Here is a 17,711-nt window from a genome sequence, read left to right on the forward strand (position 1 = left end):
ATCGGTTCGCAGTCGCAGAAGGACTAGCGAGGGAAACGAGGGTTGTCCGCTTTATCCAAAACAAGCCCCCTGCCCCGCACAACACCGGCCACATGCGGACGTTTTGGGTCAGATGCTCGCGATTGAGCGTGCTTGAGTCCGCGTCGGCGCGTCGGAGACAGGTGGGTTCCAAGGGGGCATGGCTGGGCTGGTGAACCCTTGTGTTTCCGGTTCTCCACCGGCAACGCCAACACGGCTGGCCGCGCGCCACGAGAGACCTCGTCGACGACGCAGGAGTCCTCGCCGCGATCGGAGCGGTCTTTTGACCTCCACCTTGAAGCCTTTCCTCGCGTTCCAGAAGTGGCCAGTCCAGGAAGAGTCTGCAACCGTGTATAACACAGCCCACGGCAAAGGAGATGCTGATGGTTACGCAGGGGGACATCTCGATCGTTCTGGCAAAGGTGCGGATGCACCGCGAGAGGCCAGATTCGTGGCCGATCAGATCGGCGCACTCGGGTACGAGGTCACGACCGGTGCCACGCAGAGAGGCGTCGGCGGCCTGCTCCGGAACGGTGCCGGACACCACGACCAGCACGAACATCACGACGCGGCTCCGGTCAACCACATGCTCGGCCACGACCCGCACGCCCCGTGCCTGCTCGCGGCGGCCGAGGTGCTGGCGAGCGACAAGGTGAGTTGGTCCGGGACGCTCATCCTCGTCTTTCAGCTGCGTAGGACCGTGGGGCACGCGACGCGAACGACTCCTCGCGGCGCGCTCAGGTTCTACCCCCTCGTTCGGAAGTGGCGCGCCCTCGCTCGTCGCAGCAGCCCGGAGCTGTTGCTGTCGTGTGAGGCGTCCGCACCGCTCCCTACAGCCTGAGTTCCTGGCAGGCCTCGGTCCGCGTTCTTGGCGGGCCTCGACGCATCCGCAACCCCGGATCGGTGGTTGCCCGTCGCCCGGCGAGTTCTCACACGAGCTGGCCTATGAGCCCGATGGCGGCGTTTCAACGGCATGCGGCGGTCACCACGGTGCCGCCGACTACCGTCCGACGAAAGGTAATGAACATGTCTGGATCAGCCCGAGGTGCAGAGTCCGAGGAGCGCGACGTCGTCGCGCTCAACCCACTGTTCGCCCGCCCCGGCGAGGCGACCGAGCTCCCCCGCAACGTCCTGCCGTCCGGAGAGTCACTTCCCGAGACGGCCTACCAGATCGTCCATGACGAGGCGATGCTCGATGGCAACGCCCGCCTGAACCTCGCGACGTTTGTCGGCACCTGGATGGACCCGTACGCCCAGCGGCTGTACGAGGAGACGGCCGACAAGAACATGATCGACAAGGACGAGTACCCGGCCACGGCCGCGATCGAGACCCGGTGCTGGAAGATGCTGGCGGGGTTGTGGAACGCCCCGGACCCCGCCGGCACGATCGGCACGTCGACCATCGGGTCGTCGGAGGCCGCCATGCTGGGCGGTCTCGCGCTCAAGCGGCGCTGGCAGCACGCGCGCCGGGCCGCGGGGAAGTCGACCGAGAAGCCGAACCTGGTCCTGTCGAGCGCGGTCCAGGTCTGCTGGGAGAAGTTCTGCAACTACTGGGACGTCGAGGCCCGCTACGTCCCCATCTCGTACGAGCACAAGGTGCTCGACGGGTTCGAGCTCGAGAAGTACGTGGACGAGAACACGATCGGGGTCGTCGCGATCCTCGGGGTCACGTACACCGGGATGTACGAGCCGGTCACGGAGATCGCAGCGGCGCTCGACCGCATCCAGGCCGCCACGGGGCTCGACGTCCCCATCCACGTGGACGGGGCGTCCGGGGCCATGATCGCGCCGTTCATCCAGCCGGACCTCGAGTGGGACTTCCGCGTCCCGCGCGTCGCGTCGATCAACACCTCGGGGCACAAGTACGGGCTCGTGTACCCCGGGCTCGGGTGGGTCGTCTGGCGCGACGAGGCCGCGCTGCCCGAGGACCTGATCTTCCGAGTCAGCTACCTCGGCGGCGACATGCCGACGTTCGCGCTCAACTTCTCGCGCCCGGGCGCCCAGGTGCTGCTCCAGTACTACCTGTTCCTGCGGCTCGGGTTCGAGGGCTACCGCAAGGTGCAGCAGGCCTCGCAGGACGTCGCGCTCTACCTCTCGGGCGAGATCGCGAAGATGCCGCAGTTCGACCTGTGGAATGACGGGAGCGACATCCCCGTCTTCGCCTGGAGCATCGCGCAGGGGCACGGCAAGAACTGGAACCTCTATCACCTCTCGGACCGCCTGCGGCTCAAGGGATGGCTCGTCCCGGCCTACCCCATGCCCGCAGACCTCCAGGACCTCACGGTCCAGCGCATCGTGGTGCGCAACGGCCTGAGCATCGATCTCGCACATGCACTCATCGACGACCTGCACGCTGAGGTCGCCTACCTCGACGCCCTATCAGGTCCCATGCCCATCGAGGGTCACCACCCGGGCTTCCACCACTAAGGGGACAGCAATGGACTCCATCTCTCAGGGTGACCGCACCCGGTCGAACGGCCCAACATCGGGCCCGTTCGTCCGGGCGGACGGAACCCACGCTCCCGGGGCGGAACATGTCACCCCGCACCCGTACGGCAAGGATCCGCAGCACACCGGGCCCGCCATCGGCGCGCCAGCCGCGACTGCGACGGCCTTCCTGTCGGTCTTCCAGCTCGCGATGCTCACGGTCGTCACCGTGGCGTCACTGCGTTCGCTGCCTGCCATGGGGGCCTACGGCCTCGGGTCGATCACCCTGTTCGTCATTCCTGCGATCGTGTTCCTCGTGCCGACGGCCCTCGTGGCCGCGGAGTTGGCCACAGGGTGGAAGGGGGGCGTGTACACCTGGGTCCGGGAGGCCTTCGGCAACCGGCTGGGCTTCACGGCCATCTGGCTCCAGTGGATCCAGAACGTGGTCTGGTACCCGACGCAGATCGCCTTCATCGCAGCGAGCCTGTCGTTCGTGATCGGGAACCAGGGGCTGGCGAGCAACGGCCTGTACACCGCGGTCGTGATCCTCGTCCTGTACTGGGGGTCGACCCTCATCACGCTCAAGGGCGGCAACCTGTTCGCCAAGGTGGGGTCGTGGAGCGGCATCCTGGGGACTCTGTTCCCTGCCGTCCTGCTGATCGTGCTCGGTGCGATCTGGCTTGCGACCGGGGAGAAGGCGGAGACCTCGCTGGAGGCGTCCGCCGTCATCCCGCCGTGGACCGGGATCGCGTCGATCGTCCTCGTGGTCTCCAACGTTCTCGCGTACGCGGGGATGGAGGTCAACGCCGTCCACGCGAACGACCTGAAGAATCCCGGGAAGGGGTTCCCCAAGTCGATCGCAATCGCGACGTTCCTCATTCTGCTCGTCTTCATCCTCCCCACGATCGCCATGGCGGTCGCGGTGCCCAAGAAGGAGCTGGGGCTGACCAACGGCATCAATCTCGCGTTTGAGGTCTTCTTCGACAAGTGGAACATGCCGTGGGCGGTCACCGCGATCTCGGCGCTCATCGCGCTGGGAGCGTTCGCGTCCGTCGTCACCTGGATCGCCGGTCCGTCGCGTGGCTTGCTGGCCGCGGCCCGGACGGGCCTGCTGCCCCCCTCGCTCCAGAAGCGCAACAAGGCAGGTGTGCAGGTGGGCATTCTCGGGGTCCAGGGGATCGTGGTGTCGGTCCTGGCCCTGCTGTTCATCGTCATCCCGAACATCAACACGGCGTTCATCGCGCTCATCGACATGGCGGCTGCGCTCTACCTGATCATGTACATGCTGATGTTCGCCGCGGCGATCAGGCTGCGACGTTCCAAGCCGGACGTGGTGCGCACCTACCGGACACCCGCGATGAAGTTCGTCGCGGGTCTGGGGTTCGTCGCCTGCGCCACGGCCTTCGTGCTGGCCTTCGTGCCGCCCGAGGGTTTCACGGGGGTCCCGCCCGCCGCCTACCCCTTCGTGGTGGCCGCCGTAGTAGTGGTCCTCGGTGGTCCGCCGCTGCTCTTCTACGCCATGCGCAAACCGTCCTGGGACCAACGGACCGCGGCCGAACACGAAACAGCCGAGGGTGTCCTCGTGAACCCGCCACCTGCGCAAGGGGCAGCGAGCCCGCCACCTTCGCAGTCGACAGAACTGCACTAGCCGCTCCTCGAAGGTGCCGAGCTGACCGACATGCGCGGGCTTGAACAGGCCGATCTTGGGCTCGATGACTATGTAGCGCAGCGACTCTACGTCCAGGTGTCGTTGTTGGTCGTGGGAAACGCTGTGTACGCGTCGTGGGCCAGGTCATGCAGCAGCTGGGACCAGTTCAGCAGGAGCCCCAGCTCGATTGTCGTTTCGTAGAGCAACGTCTACGCCTCGTCGATGGAGCACCCACACAGGTACGCATCTCGCGCCAGCTCATCAGAGATTGACATCCCACACGGTCGCGGTGGGTGCCGGTCACGCCCTGGTCGACATAGACCCGGCGGGTCGGCACCCACCGCCTCGAGCGCTTTGGTGCTGGGCAGTGAGTTCTTGCTCTGCGGTCGAGCAGCGCGCGTACCCGATGAGCGTCGCAGTCATGGCCCGGATGTCGCAGATAGGCAGCCTTCACCGGGCACAATTGCGGGCGGGTCTACCGGGCACCTTCAATCGGTGGAACCGTGCGCGGCGGTGAGAAGGCGCGAGGCGCCCGGTGAGGGATCGGCTTGCGAGATACTTCAAGGCACTAGCCGATCGTCGTCTGGTCGCCCTGCGGACGCGACCACAGGCCACTGCACCTGGTCGATGCCCCGGGGCGGTCGCCCGACCAGCGATCGCCTACTTGGCTGTTGTGTCCAGAGAATGGGGCGTGCGCCGGCGGTGCTCCGGTCGTTGCTACCAGGTAGGCAATACGATCCTGATGTGCCCACGAACCTCATCCCGGAGTCGACCGAGGCGAACCCCCGACCTGGCCAGCAGTTGCGCTTGGCAAGCCTTTCTCCGCAGTTCGACGGGCCACAACACCAGTTATACTGCGACCTACTGGTGCGAGCGATCGACAGCCCCCGGACCTTCAACGTGGCGCTGACGGGGGCATATGGCACGGGTAAGAGCAGCGTCTTGCACCAGTTGCGAACCGATCGTGCGGCTCGAGTCCTCGAGTTGTCGTTGTCGACGATCGCACCAGAGAGCGACGATGCGGCCGGGGAGAAGGCTCAGCCGGCCGTGGCTGAATCGCGAACGAACCAGATTCAGAAGGAGATCGTCAAGCAGCTGCTGTACCGACTGCCAACGATCAAGGTCCCGCGGTCGGGGTTTCGCCGTACCAGCGCGCCCGACCAGAAGCGTGAGTGGAGGATCGCTGTAGTCGCGGGGTTCGTGGTCTTTGCAGTCCTCTTCGGTCTCGGCTTGATCCAGCCTTTGGTTGAAGGACTGCTTCCAGCGGTCTGGCGACAGGTCGTCGCCTACGTCATCCTCGCTGGTGTCGCGATGGCAGGGGCTTGGGTAGTCGGACGGTTGGTGCGCAGCCGGCCAACTATGAGCGCATCGATGAGTTCTGGTCCAGCGACAGTGACCCTTTCGAAGGGGTCGGCTACGTACTTCGACGAGTATCTCGATGAGATCGTCTACTTCTTTCAGGTGAGCCAGTGCGACGTGGTAGTCATCGAGGACATCGACCGGTTCGAGGACGTGAAGGTCTTCGACACCCTGCGCGCGCTCAACGGACTGCTCAACAGTTCAGATCAGATCGCCCGTCGCATCGTCTTCGTCTACGCCATCCGAGACAGCGTCTTCGAGCGCATTGGGGCCGCTCAGAAGGACAGGCCGCCGGGGGAACAAGAAGCGCCTCAGGTCAAGGTCGACCGTGCCAAGGACACGCTTGGGCGTGCAAGCCGCACCAAGTTCTTCGACGTGATCATCCCGGTCGTGCCGTTCGTCAGCGCTGACAACGCCCGGGACGTGATGTCCAAGGCGATGAAGAGCAGCAACTTCAAGATCAACCCTGCCCTCATCCGCCTCGCGGCCCGCCACGTGGCCGACATGCGACTGATCCACAACATTCGCAACGAGTTCGAGGTGTATCGCAACAGGCTCGTCGTCTCAAAGACGAAAATGCCGGGCATCACCGACGACCTGGTGTTCGCGATTGTCCTGTACAAGAACACCCACTTGGCCGACTTCGAGAAGATCCGCCACCAGGACAGCACGCTCGACCGGCTGTACCGCAGGTGGCGCGAACTCGTGCGCGAGAACCTCGCGACGCAGACGACACGACTGGTCGCGCTGCGATCAGACCTGAGCCTAGAGCTGAGCGCGGACACGCGAGCAGCTGACCTCGGTAAACGGCTCGTCGAACTCGGGCAGGTGCTCGGCGCGTCCGTCTACCCTGGCGCACAGGACGTCTTGATCGAGTTGGCCGGAGTCACGACAGAGGACAACGCTGCAGACCGCGACACATGGGCCGTTATCGCATCCGGACAGGCCCAAGAAATTACCGTAGCTAGTCCAAGGGCGCGGAGCCGGGGGAAAGGTGCCGTCACGTTCTCCTTTTCGGCCGGTCAGTTGTCCGCGCTGCTTGGGTCTCCGGTTGACCCTGACCAGTGGAAGGACGTTGACCCTGTCGATCAGCGAGACCGGATCGCCAAAGCAGAAGAGCAGATCATGTTCCTCAGGCATCACACCTGGGAGAGCTTGAGCAGGCGGGCCGAGTTCACCTTGCCATCGCCAACTTCGGAGGGTGATCTAGTTCCGAAGCCTCCGGTGGTCCCAGCGCCGGCGGACGGTACGGTCGAACCTCCGCTGACCTTCGACGAGCTGCTGGACCAGGTTCTGGAGTCCGATCTTGCGTGTGATCTCGTCCGCCACGGCTTCCTCACATCTCACTTTGCGCTGTACATCTCCAGCTACTACGGCGAGCACCTCGGCCCCGACGGCGTCGAGTACACGAGACGCTGCATCGAGCCCGGGGTACCTGATCCGGGTTTCAAACTCAAGAGGCGGGACGTGATCCAGGTTCTCCGGGAGCAGGGAGCTGGCAAGCACGACACCGCGGATCTGTTCAGTGATGTGGGTGTGTACAACGTCAGCATCCTGGACTACTTGCTGACGGATCGGCCTGGAGCCGCTCGTACCGTTGCGCACAGCTTGGTTCGAATGGGGGCGCTAGAGCGTGAGTTCCTTGACACCTACGTCGCGCACGGCACGGCCCCTCAATCGTTACTAGCGGCGATCGCACCGATGTGGCCGGGTGTAGTGAAGTACGCCGCTGTCTCGGCTCCGGTTGACCCCACGACCCGTCTTGGCCTGCTCGACGCGGTGCTCGGCGTGGTCCCCGGCTATGAGTATGACGTCGACGAGGGTGTGGGCCAGGTGGTCGAGGCGAACTACCGTGGTCTGAGGGCTATCTGTAGCCCGGGCTCGCTAGCACGGGCGGAGATTGTCCTTCGCCTCGTGCAGGCAAGTGGCGCGGCCATTGAGCTTCTAGGCTCCTTGGACCAGCACGCGCGCTCGGTCGCCATCCGGATGGGCCTCTACCCCGTCACCGAGGCGAATCTCCACACCATCGTCTCCGGCGGCTCAATCGCCCTGGATGTCCTGTATGAACGTTACGGTTCCTCCTACTGGCACTGCATCAACCGACTCACGGATTACATGACGGCCTACGAGGCCTCACCCACGACACCGCACACGATGACCGAGCCACACCTATTCGCCAAGATCCTCACTGATGCTTCCTCTCGCGCCGACGCTTTGACCCTCAGTCGGCTTATCGACTCAGCCAGCGACGACTGCCGTGTGCCGATGCTCGTCCCGTCGGTCCCGGCCACCACCTGGCCGCTCCTAGCGGCTGCCAACCGAACCGACACGACGTTCGAGAACGTCAAGGGCTACCTAGACGCGTTCGGTGCTATCGATGCATCTCTCGGTCCGCTGCTTGCCAAGCACGAGACGATCACCGGTGCCGAGGACGTGCCGCTGGCGGACCGACTCGAGGTCGCGGTTGCGATCCTCGCCGCTCGCGAGGAAATCCCTGATAGCCGGTCCCGCGTGGGCCTAGCCGCCAGTGTCAACCCCGGAGCAATCTCCGCAACCACCATCGAACCCGAGGGAGGCCTACTTGTCGCTCAGCTCATCGACGCGCAGCTATTGGTAGACGACGAGACAGCGTTCTCCGAAGAACTCATGGTGGACTGGCCAACCTACGAGGCCGCGATCATCGCATCCGAGAACTACGCGACGGTGGTCTCCGTCGACATACTCTCCGTCGTGCAGATCCCTAACCTGCTACGCGGTGCCGTCTCGATCGACGTCAAAGAGGCAGTTGTCGCTGAACTCGACGAGTACCTTGCCGGCGCGACTCAGCAACAGGTCCAGACAGTAACTCGCACGCTCCACGAGCAAGGATGGAAACTTGGGTACACCATCCTCGAGGCACTCCGGGCTGCTGGCGCCGACCAGAGAGAGATCATCAACCTCGCTGCACAGGCGGGCGAGGTGCTTGACCTCAGGGACCTCAAGGAACTTCTACTTTCGATGGGCGACGAGTATTCCAAAGCAGCGACGGGCGGACGGGGCGCCCCGAAGTTTCCCGACGACCAAGCGCACCGTGAGGTCTTGGAACGACTCGTGGGCGCCACGATCCGCCGCGTGGAGCGGAAGGAATTCAAGACTCTTGGCACGAAGCTCGTCGTCTATCTACGCTGAAGTAGATCTGGCCGAGGGTGAGTTGGCCCCTGCTTGGGCGGTGACACTGTTCTGGATGCAAATCAGGGGTGAGTTCGAGTGCGCACCCTTGTCGTGGCAGCATGGTCGTATCGCGACATAAGAGAGGTTCTCGGCCTGGCTCATGCGCCGGGGCTGTGTGAACCAGGGGAAGGCCCCCTCTCACGAGCCTCGAAGGCGAGTCGCACGTGAGGCCCAGGCTCCATGGACCCGGGCGTGCGGCTCCACCGGCTCGGGCTCGTGTGAACTGGCCCCACCTCGAGACGCGACCTGCCACAGGACCAGGCATCCCCATGGACGGGTCCGTGCGGCAGTGCTGGCCTGACCACGAGCCGAGATCAGACCTATTGTCGTCGCGCTGTTCAAGCGAGCCGGCCGCGCATTCTTGGGACTTCTGAATACAGCGAACTGCGCCGGAGTGACCCGCTGGTCATGTGCATTTGAGGTTTCACGTATCGGGCTGTCGGTGGCTACCGCTAATCTGTCCCAGAAGGTGTCCTAGAACCCGGCGTACTGCGGCTCAGCGTGCCACAGGGCGGCACGGGGGAAGGGCGCAAAGACACGAGTTGCAGGAGGAAAGCCAAGCGATCCGGCGGAACTTGACCGTTCGATGGGCAATCAAGGGGTCGCAGGTTCAAATCCTGTCAGCCCGACAGAAGCGAGAGGCTCGGAATCGTTGAGATTCCGGGCCTCTCGTCGTTTGGTCGGGGGTGCGGCGAAGTCGCTGCAGACACCGGACCACCCGGCGCCGGAGTTGAGTTTTCTCCGCGAGGGACACGCCTCCTCGCCCTCGGCGCCTGGGCCTCCTCATCCGCGGAAGTAGTCAAAGCCGGATGTGGCCACTCGATGCTCGCTGTCCACCATGACGGCGATGTTGTCCAGATCTGCCCAACGGGCAGCCCGGAACGCCCCCTGTACCTCGGATCGCAGGGCGAGCAGCCACGTGTAGTCGATGGTCGTCGGCCGCAGCGACTCGATCAACAACGGCGACACCCTCAGCCATGCCGGGATCTGGTCGTCCGGCTTACCGCCCAGCAGGATCCAGACCACAAGGTGACGTGGATCGATGTCGACGGCCCCGTAGTGGAGGAGGGCGACGACCTTCAGCCCGTCGTGCTCGCGACCTCGCAACGTCCTGTTCAGCCTACGCATGACCTTCTCGGCCAGCTTCTGGTTCCGTGGAAAGGGGGGTGACATGCCGGCAGTCTGACATGTGCCGGTCGCGGCTCGTTCGGCAGGTCCGTGTCTCGTCCGGCCTGCCCGGGACGATGTGCCGTGGCGTGCATCGCCCCACCGCGTGCGAGCGGCATCGGACGGAATGTGTACCCTCAGGGGCACACGGTCACGACGGGGGTACGTTCATGCGAGGACAGCGGGCGGTTGGAGCATCGGCTCTGGTGTTCGTGGCAACGATGATGGCGGGCTGCAGCGGTGCTCTCACCGCCCAGCCCGACCGCACGACAGAAGTGCGCCAGGCGGATGCACCCGAGGGCGACGTGGCGCAGGACGCCGCCGCGTGCGCGGCCGTCTCCGACGTCATGTCGATCGTGGAGAACGCGGACATCGCCCTGAGCGAGGGCCGCGTGGCCGTCCAGGAGCAGCAGGGCTGGTACGAGGTCGCGACACGTGTCCTGTACCGCATCCCCTCGAGCGGCGACAGCGCCGTCAGCCAAGGGGTCGCCGACCTGCAGGAGGCTGTCCCCGCGGTCGAGTCCTGGGCGAGGACCGAACCCACCGTCATCAGGTCGGATGCCTGGCGGGATGCCCTTGACGCTCTCTTCGAGCCATGCCAGGCGGTCGATTCCGAGCTGACCATCTCCATGTTCACCGGCGGCTGAGGACTGCGAAAGACTGCCCCGCATCCCGAGGGGCTGGCGAATACGGCCCGCATCGCGCTGGCCGACCCGACGACGAAGGGAACGTCCGACCCGTGGGTGACCGCGGCGAAGCTGGCCGTACTCAAGCGACCGCGACTGCTGCCGAGGCAGGTGGGCGCACGTGCGTCTTCGACACGAGCGAGCTGCGGCTGCCCGATGTCGCCTTGTGGATGCACTCGATGCGCTGAGTCGGGGTCGGCGGTCAGGGGATGATGAGCGGTTCGCTGGTCGCCACCACCGCGTCGCCCGTGCCGTCCTCGGTGCTCACCTGCGGCCCGGTCAAGTTCTCGCCGTGCTCGCCGATGATCGACGTGACCTGCTCGGGCTGGTTGCGCGCGATCGGCATGGTGACGCGCACCGCGTAGGCGCCGGCCGGAAGGGCCTCGCCCTTCGCCGAGAAGGGGCCGAACGTGGCGGTGCCGTCCTGCAGCACGGCCCGGTCCTGCGCTGTGAAGACATCATCGGCCGACACCGACCCATCCAGCTCCGTTCCGTCCGGCAGGTTCGACTGCGCGGTCACCGTCACCGAGCCGTCGTCGTCGACGACCACGTCCGTGGTGAGCTCGACCTTGATCGTGGCGGAGGCCGACGACGGGGAAGTCTCGGAGGGCTCGGGGTCAGGATCGCCTCCGGAGCAGGCGCTGACCATGAGGACGGTGAGCGCTCCGACGGCCGCGAGGGTTCTCTTCATTACCCGAGGCTACGGCTGTGCACGCGAACTGGTGCGACCGCGAGCGAGCCTGCCCGACGTCGGGCAGGCTCAGCGTGTCGTCTCGGTCAAGGTGTCGGCGAGCGCGGTGAGGGCGCCGGGGACGAGCGAGTAGTACGCCCAGCGTCCGCGCTGCTCCCGGGTGAGGAGGCCGGCGTCGACGAGGATCTTCAGGTGGTGGCTGACCGTCGGCTGGGACAGGCCGACGGGCTCGGTGAGGTCGCACACGCAGGCCTCGCCGCCGTCGTGGGAGGCGACGATCGAGAGCAGCTGGACCCGGGTGGGGTCAGCCAGGGCCTTGAAGGTGCGCGCGAGGTCGCGCGCGGTCTGGGGGTCGGCGGCCTGGCGAACCAGCGGCGCGCAGCAGGCGGCCCCAGCCGTGCCGGCTGGAACGAGGGGCAGGTCCGTCGTCGTGGTCACGGACCCCATCTTGCCACGTATCGAAGTTTATGGATACGTTGTCGACGTGGCGTTCATTGATGGTTGTCGATGCGAGGAGTGGTGATGAGCGAGGTCGTGCGTGCGGATCTTCCGGTCGTGGTGATCGGTGGGGGACCGGTGGGGCTGGCCGCGGCCGCCCACCTGCTGGAGCGGGGGCTGGAGCCGGTCGTGCTCGAGGCGGGCGACGGGCCGGGCGCGACGGTGGCGTCGTGGGGCCACGTGCGGTTGTTCTCGCCGTGGCGCTACGACATCGACGACGCCGCGCGACGCCTGCTCGAGCCCACCGGATGGACCCCGCCGGACCTGGACCGGCTCCCCACGGGCGGCGAGCTCGTGGACCAGTACCTGGTGCCGCTGGCCGCGACCGAGCAGATCGCGTCGCGGTTGCGGACCAGGACCCGGGTGCTGGCGGTGGCTCGCGACGGTGCGGACAGGACCAGGTCCCTGGGCCGGGAGCGGCGCGCGTACCGGGTGCGGACCGTGAGGGCGGACGGGCAGGTCGAGGACGTGCTGGCCCGTGCGGTGATCGACGCCTCCGGGACGTTCACGACGTCCAACCCGCTGGGCACCAGCGGCCTTCCAGCGGTCGGCGAGGCGCAGGCGCAGGCCTTCGTCACGGGCCCGTTGCCCGACGTCCTGGGAACGGCCCGCGAGCGGTTCGCCGGCAAGCACACGCTCGTCGTCGGGATGGGGCACTCGTCAGCGAACACGTTGCTGTCCCTGGTCGAGCTCGCGGAGTCCGCGCCGGGCACCACGGTGACCTGGGCGATCCGCGGCGGTTCGGCGCGGCGCCTGTTCGGCGGCGGGGCCGACGACGAGCTGCCCGCGCGTGGGCTGCTGGGCACGCGCCTGCAGGCCGCCGTCGAGGCGGGCCGGTTGACGTTGGTGAGGTGGACCTCGATCGAGGAGCTCGTCCCCGGCCAGGCCGCGGTGCGGGTCCTGGGCCGTTCGCGCGAGGAGGTGCTGGACCTGCAGGTCCACGCGATCGTGAACGCGACCGGGTTCCGCCCCGACCTGGACATGCTGCGTGAGGTGCGCCTGGACCTGGACCCGGTGGTCGAGTGCCCGCGCCGCCTGGCCGAGCTCATCGACCCGAACTTCCACTCGTGCGGCACGGTGCCCCCGCACGGGGAGAAGCTGCTCCAGCACCCCGACGACGGGTTCTACCTGGCCGGGATGAAGTCCTACGGACGGGCCCCGACGTTCCTGCTGGCCACCGGGTACGAGCAGGTCCGCTCGATCGCCGCCGCCCTCGCGGGCGACCGGGCCGCGGCGGACCTGGTCCAGCTGAACCTGCCCGCCACCGGTGTGTGCTCGACCGATCTGGCGCTGGAGGCCGAGGACGAGACCGGCGGCTCGTGCTGCGGGACGACGCCCGCCGAGCCCCAGCTGGTCACCCTCGGGGCGCCGACCGGTTCCGGGTTCGCGACCGGAGTGGTGCACGGTCGCTCCGGGGACGAGCCGGCGCCGTCGAGCACCTGCGGCTGACCCCAAGCACCCCTCGGGCGGCCCCTAGGTGCAGTAGTGCGGGGCCTCGCCGCACACGACCCCTTGGACGATGTCGGCGAAGCCTGCGAACACGGCGACGACGACCACGACCACGACCACCATCGCCACCAGGAGCACGATCGCGCCGACGACGATCAGCGCGATCGTGCCCCCGCCCATCGTCCGTGGACGCGCGGGGGGTGGGACCGCACCAGGCTGCCAGTGCTCGGTCCAACGGATTCCGTCGAACCAGCGCACCCGCCGCTGGTCCTGAGGGTCGGGATACCAACCCGGCTGGTACGTCATGCGTCTCCTCCTCGCCGCCACGTCATGGAGCTGCTCACGATCGTTCGTCGGTCGCGGGGTCGTCGCCTCGCCGTCGGGCTCGACGCCTGTCCATGATCGCCGAGACCGTGACGGCCACGAAGACCACGAGGGTCCACAGGGCGAGCATCTGGGCCTCGCCGACCGTGTCGGGCGCCTTGCCCGAGCCCGGCGAGACCAGGACCGCCGGGACGACGAGACCGAACACGACGACGCAGGCGAAGAACGCCACGACGCACGCGCGTCCGAGGAACTCCGCCACGCGGTACAGGCGCTCCCGGTGCGGCGAGGACAGCGTCAGGGCGACCGATCCGGTCGTCCCGACGAGGCAGAGTCCGAGGAGGAAGAGCACCGCGAAGTTCCCCGCCAGGATCTCGTCCCCGCCCCGCCAGACGACGAGAGCACCGAGGCCCACGCAGACCGTGGTCATCAGCAGGCCTGCCCGGCGCGTCTGCGCCACGGGGGCGAGCGGTCGGCGACCGTCCGCACGTCCGCGTCTCGTTCCCCGTCGGGGCGATCGTCCGTTCACCCGCACACGGTACCGCCCGCTCCGCGAGCATCTCGCGCCGTCGCGCCGCCGCCCAGCAGTCCAGCCCAACCCTCAGCCCGTCGTCAGTGCGCGAGCAGCCTCCCACTCCCGGAACCCGGCGGCGATCTGCGGAGCGTGCGTGTGGTGGAGGTAGTGGGCGCCGGGCACGGGCACCACGGTGCCGTCCTCGACGCTCGCGGCCTGCTCCTCGTGCAGCGCCAGCCACTCCGGGTTGGTCGCGTTGTCGGCCTCGACGAACAGCAGCAGCGGCAGGTCCGCCGGGAACGTCGTGCCGAGCGCGCGCTCGAAGTTCGCGGCGATGTGCGACATCTCGTCGAGGTAGGTGGGGCGCAGGGAGTTCCGGTGGGCGAGCATCGTCATCTGCTCGCGCGCGTGGTCGGAGTACACGGATCCGTCGAGCCCGTCGCCGCCGACCGCGGTGAGGACACGGGCCAGGCCGAGGTTCTTGGCCGCGGCCAGGAGGCCCGTGGGGAACTCCGTGTCCATGTGCGGCTGGCCGGGGACGCTCGTGTCGATCCCGACGAACGCCGTCACCTCGTCGGGGTAGCGCGCGGCGTACTCGATGCCGTAGATCCCGGCGATCGAGTGCCCCATGAGGACGTAGCGGTCGACGTCGAGTGCCTGGAGCGCCTCGTGGACCTCGGCCACGACGTTCTCCGTGGTCCGCTCGACGTCGGTGCCGTCGCTCAGGCCGTAGCCGAAGGGTTCGACGACGAGGACCCGGTGGTCCTGGGCGAGGTCCGTGACGAGCGGCTGGAAGTCGAGGACGGGCGACGCGGTCCCGAAGCCCGGCAGCAGGACCACGTCCACGGGGCCGCTCCCGGTGACCAGGACGTTCATCTGCCGCCCGTCGACCGTCACGGTCTGTCCGTAGGTCTCGATCCGGTCGCGCTCCTGGCTGGTCGCGACCGCGTTCACGACGCTCGTCGTGCCCAGGCTGAGCACCAGCACGACCCCGACGGCCGCCACGGCCACGAGGGCTCTCTTCGCAGGCTTCTTCACGCGTTCCTCTCCACGGAGCACCCGGTGCGCTCCGCCGTCGGTCCAGCATCGTGGCCCGGCCGACCGCGCGCGTCAGCCCGGCGCGGACACCTGCGTACCGCGATCGTGGTACGCGCACGTCACCTTCTGGGGCGATCCGCCGCCGCGGGCGGGCCGGGATACTGGGGGAGTGACGTCCCCCCGTGCTGCCGCAGCAGCGGTTCCCCTCAGCGACGTCGTCGCGATCGCCGTCGTCGCCCTCTTCGGCGTCCTGCCGTTCCCCGACGAGCTGTTCCGGACGCGGGGGCTGCTCGTCGTCGTCGCGCTCCTGCCCGTCGTGGTGATCCCGTGGCGGCGTCGTCGACCGCTCGTCGCCCTCGGGGTGAGCCTCGCGTGCACGGTCGTCGTGGCGCTCGCGGGCACGCTCTCCCCGAGCGCGCTCGTCGCGGTCGTGATCACCGCGTTCGCGGTCACGGACCGGACGCGCCGCACGGTCGGCATCGCGTGCGTGGGCTCAGCCGCCCTCGTCGTCTTCCTCGTGGCCGCCGTCCCGCTCGACGGCGAGCTCTTCGACTCGCGGGCGATGCAGTTCGTGACGTTCGTCGTCCTGGCCGGAGCCCTGGGCGACGCGACCAGGTCGCGTCGCGAGGCGCTCGCGGCCGTCACGGAGCGCGCCGAACGCGCCGAGCAGGACCGCGACGAGGAGGCCCGACGGCGCGTGGTCGAGGAACGCGTGCGCATCGCCCGCGACCTGCACGACGTCGTCGCGCACCAGATCTCGGTGATCAGCCTCAGTGCGGGCGTGGCGTCGTCGTCGCTCGAGACCCGGCCCGACCGTGCGCGCGAGGCGCTCACGACCATCCGCAGCGCCTCGCGCACGGTTCTCGCGGACATCGGCGGGCTCATGGCCCTCCTGCGCGCGGAGGCAGACCACGAAGGGCACGACCTCCACCCGCAGGCCGGGCTCGACCAGCTCGATGCGCTGGTCGCACGGTTCGTCGACGTGGGCCTGCGGGTCGAGCTGCGGCGAGACCCGGGCGGCAGCGTCCTGACCCCGGCGAGCGACCACGTCGCCTACCTCGCCCTGCAGGAGGGGCTCACGAACGCCCACAAGCACGGCGCGGGCGACCGGGCCGTCGTGGAGGTCCGTCACCGCGAGGGCGTGCTCGCCCTGACCGTCACGAGCCCCCTGCGCGCGGGCGACGCGGAGGCGCCCGCCAGCGGGCACGGGCTGCGCGGGCTGCGGGAGCGGGTCGCGTCGGTGCGGGGACGGGTCGAGACCTCGCGCGCGGACGGCGAGTTCCGGCTCGACATCGAGCTGCCCGCCGAACGGACCGCGGTCGCCGCAGCGAGCGGGCCCCAACGATGATCACCGTGCTCGTCGTCGACGACCAGCCGCTGGTGCGTCAGGCCGTGCGGGACATCCTCACCGACAGCGGCGGGATCCAGGTCGTCGGCGAGGCGTCGAACGGGCGCGAGGCGGTGCGCGAGGCCGCGGCGTCGGCCCCCGACGTCGTCCTGATGGACATCCGGATGCCCGAGCTCGACGGGATCGCGGCCACCGAGCAGATCTGCGCCGGCCCCACGGGGAGCACGACGCGGGTGCTCGTCCTGACGACCTTCGAGGAGGACGAGTACGTCGTCGCAGCCCTGCGGGCGGGCGCGAGCGGGTTCATCGGGAAGGGCGCCGAGCCCGAGGACATCGTGCGCGCGGTGCACACGATCCACCTGGGGGAGGCGCTGCTGTCGTCGGCCGCGACGCAGGCGCTCGTCCAGCGCTTCGTGCACCGGCAGACGCCGCGAGCGCACGCGTGGGAGGGCGAGGGGCTCGCCCGCCTCACCGAGCGCGAACGCGAGGTGTTCCTGCTCGTCGCCCGCGGCCTGACGAACCAGGAGATCGCGACCGAGCTCGTGATCTCGACCCACACCGCCAAGACGCACGTCAACCGCATCATGGCGAAGGTCCACGCGCGCGACCGCGCGCACCTGGTGATCCTCGCCTACGAGTCGGGCCTCGTCACCGCGAGGTCCTGAGCCTCGGTCGGTGGTCAGCCCTGAGAGTCCTCACGGCCGCAGCCCGCCCGGGAACCCCGTCCAGCGCAGCTCGTCCGGCAGGTGGCTCAGGTCGTTGAACATCACGAGTCCCGGCGGCAGCCCCGGACGGAGGTCGATCACCGTCAGCGCCGTGTTCGCGCTGCTCAGGCCGAGCCAACGCTCGGGCGGCGCTCCGAGCGCGTGGCGCACGAGCCAGGCGATCGGGTAGTCGTGCGTGATCAGGACCTCGTGGACGTCGACGGTGCCCGCGCCCGGGTCCGGCGGTGCCGCGAAGCGTGCGACCAGCGCGTCGGCGGTCCGGCTGCCCGCGGCCGCCTCGACCTCGTCCCAGCCGTCGAAGAACCCCGCCCAGGACACCGGCGTCTCGGAGCGCGCGGGCACGTACGGCACGTGGTCGACGAGCTCGGCCGCCTCCGCGACCCGCGCGCCCGGCAGGTGTCGCGCGACGACGGCGGCGCTCGCGGACGCCCGGGGGAGCGGCGAGTGCCAGACGGCGGTCACCGGCACGTGCGCGAGGCGCTCGCCCAGCAGGTCCGACTGGCGGCGCCCCACGTCGGTCAGCTCACCGAAGGCATCTGCCGCCCCGTGGCGGGCGAGGTAGAGGTGCCGGGCGCTCATCGGAGCCCTCCCGGTGCGGGGGGGGGGGGG

Annotated in this window: 15 protein-coding genes; 8 read left to right on the forward strand and 7 right to left on the reverse strand. The window is 68.1% G+C overall.

The genetic code is table 11. From position 1 onward, the window contains the following. Positions 1 to 469 precede the first annotated feature (469 nt). From H9640_RS08815 to H9640_RS08830, 4 genes are all read left to right on the forward strand, one after another. On the forward strand, positions 470 to 859 hold the full coding sequence (locus H9640_RS08815; RefSeq protein WP_191790356.1) for a hypothetical protein: 390 nt from the start codon (positions 470 to 472) through the stop codon (positions 857 to 859). A gap of 185 nt (positions 860 to 1,044) precedes the next feature. After that, the gene (locus H9640_RS08820) at positions 1,045 to 2,445 is read left to right on the forward strand and encodes a glutamate decarboxylase (protein WP_191790357.1); all 1,401 of its coding nucleotides are present in this window, start codon (positions 1,045 to 1,047) and stop codon (positions 2,443 to 2,445) included. A gap of 10 nt (positions 2,446 to 2,455) precedes the next feature. Beyond that, positions 2,456 to 4,093 (forward strand): APC family permease, encoded by a 1,638-nt coding sequence (locus tag H9640_RS08825; RefSeq protein WP_191790358.1) that lies wholly within the window; start codon positions 2,456 to 2,458, stop codon positions 4,091 to 4,093. Between the two features lie 744 nt (positions 4,094 to 4,837). Then, on the forward strand, positions 4,838 to 8,620 hold the full coding sequence (locus tag H9640_RS08830; protein ID WP_191790359.1) for a YobI family P-loop NTPase: 3,783 nt from the start codon (positions 4,838 to 4,840) through the stop codon (positions 8,618 to 8,620). An 825-nt stretch (positions 8,621 to 9,445) separates the two neighbouring features. Here H9640_RS08830 and H9640_RS08835 read toward each other — a convergent pair. Next, the gene (locus H9640_RS08835; RefSeq protein WP_191790360.1) at positions 9,446 to 9,835 is read right to left on the reverse strand and encodes a hypothetical protein; all 390 of its coding nucleotides are present in this window, start codon (positions 9,833 to 9,835) and stop codon (positions 9,446 to 9,448) included. A gap of 200 nt (positions 9,836 to 10,035) precedes the next feature. Between H9640_RS08835 and H9640_RS08840 the strand changes: the two genes are divergently transcribed. Beyond that, entirely contained in the window at positions 10,036 to 10,476 is a 441-nt protein-coding gene (locus H9640_RS08840; RefSeq protein WP_191790361.1) for a hypothetical protein, read from the forward strand. 241 nt (positions 10,477 to 10,717) lie between these two features. Here the strand turns inward: H9640_RS08840 and H9640_RS08845 are convergent, their stop codons facing one another. Continuing rightward, on the reverse strand, positions 10,718 to 11,206 hold the full coding sequence (locus tag H9640_RS08845) for a hypothetical protein (protein ID WP_191790362.1): 489 nt from the start codon (positions 11,204 to 11,206) through the stop codon (positions 10,718 to 10,720). Positions 11,207 to 11,275: 69 nt separating this feature from the next. Beyond that, entirely contained in the window at positions 11,276 to 11,653 is a 378-nt protein-coding gene (locus tag H9640_RS08850; RefSeq protein WP_191790363.1) for an ArsR/SmtB family transcription factor, read from the reverse strand. 75 nt (positions 11,654 to 11,728) lie between these two features. Between H9640_RS08850 and H9640_RS08855 the strand changes: the two genes are divergently transcribed. Beyond that, positions 11,729 to 13,153, forward strand: a complete 1,425-nt coding sequence (locus tag H9640_RS08855) for an FAD-dependent oxidoreductase (RefSeq protein WP_191790364.1) — start codon at positions 11,729 to 11,731, stop codon at positions 13,151 to 13,153. 24 nt (positions 13,154 to 13,177) lie between these two features. Here H9640_RS08855 and H9640_RS08860 read toward each other — a convergent pair whose 3' ends face one another. The 3 genes from H9640_RS08860 to H9640_RS08870 form a co-directional block, all read right to left on the reverse strand. Further along, complete coding sequence (locus tag H9640_RS08860) at positions 13,178 to 13,459, reverse strand: DUF2510 domain-containing protein (protein ID WP_191790365.1); 282 nt, start codon at positions 13,457 to 13,459, stop codon at positions 13,178 to 13,180. A gap of 34 nt (positions 13,460 to 13,493) precedes the next feature. Next, on the reverse strand, positions 13,494 to 13,907 hold the full coding sequence (locus H9640_RS08865) for a hypothetical protein (RefSeq protein ID WP_191790366.1): 414 nt from the start codon (positions 13,905 to 13,907) through the stop codon (positions 13,494 to 13,496). A gap of 171 nt (positions 13,908 to 14,078) precedes the next feature. Further along, entirely contained in the window at positions 14,079 to 15,029 is a 951-nt protein-coding gene (locus H9640_RS08870; RefSeq protein ID WP_191790367.1) for an alpha/beta fold hydrolase, read from the reverse strand. Positions 15,030 to 15,198: 169 nt separating this feature from the next. Here H9640_RS08870 and H9640_RS08875 point away from each other — a divergent pair, with 169 nt between their 5' ends. Both H9640_RS08875 and H9640_RS08880 read left to right on the forward strand, forming a co-directional pair. Then, positions 15,199 to 16,377 carry a sensor histidine kinase gene (locus tag H9640_RS08875; RefSeq protein ID WP_191790368.1) on the forward strand — a complete coding sequence of 393 codons (1,179 nt, stop codon included), beginning with the start codon at positions 15,199 to 15,201 and terminating at the stop codon, positions 16,375 to 16,377. After that, the gene (locus H9640_RS08880) at positions 16,374 to 17,042 is read left to right on the forward strand and encodes a response regulator (RefSeq protein ID WP_191790369.1); all 669 of its coding nucleotides are present in this window, start codon (positions 16,374 to 16,376) and stop codon (positions 17,040 to 17,042) included. Before H9640_RS08875 ends, H9640_RS08880 begins: the two co-directional genes overlap by 4 nt. Positions 17,043 to 17,072: 30 nt before the next feature. On the opposite strand, the gene H9640_RS08885 is transcribed toward H9640_RS08880, so the two are convergent. Further along, positions 17,073 to 17,681, reverse strand: a complete 609-nt coding sequence (locus tag H9640_RS08885; protein ID WP_191790370.1) for a histidine phosphatase family protein — start codon at positions 17,679 to 17,681, stop codon at positions 17,073 to 17,075. Between the last annotated feature and the right edge of the window lie 30 nt (positions 17,682 to 17,711).

Origin of the sequence: Oerskovia gallyi (genome assembly GCF_014836745.1) — a bacterium.
Classification (GTDB): Bacteria; Actinomycetota; Actinomycetes; order Actinomycetales; family Cellulomonadaceae; genus Oerskovia; species Oerskovia paurometabola.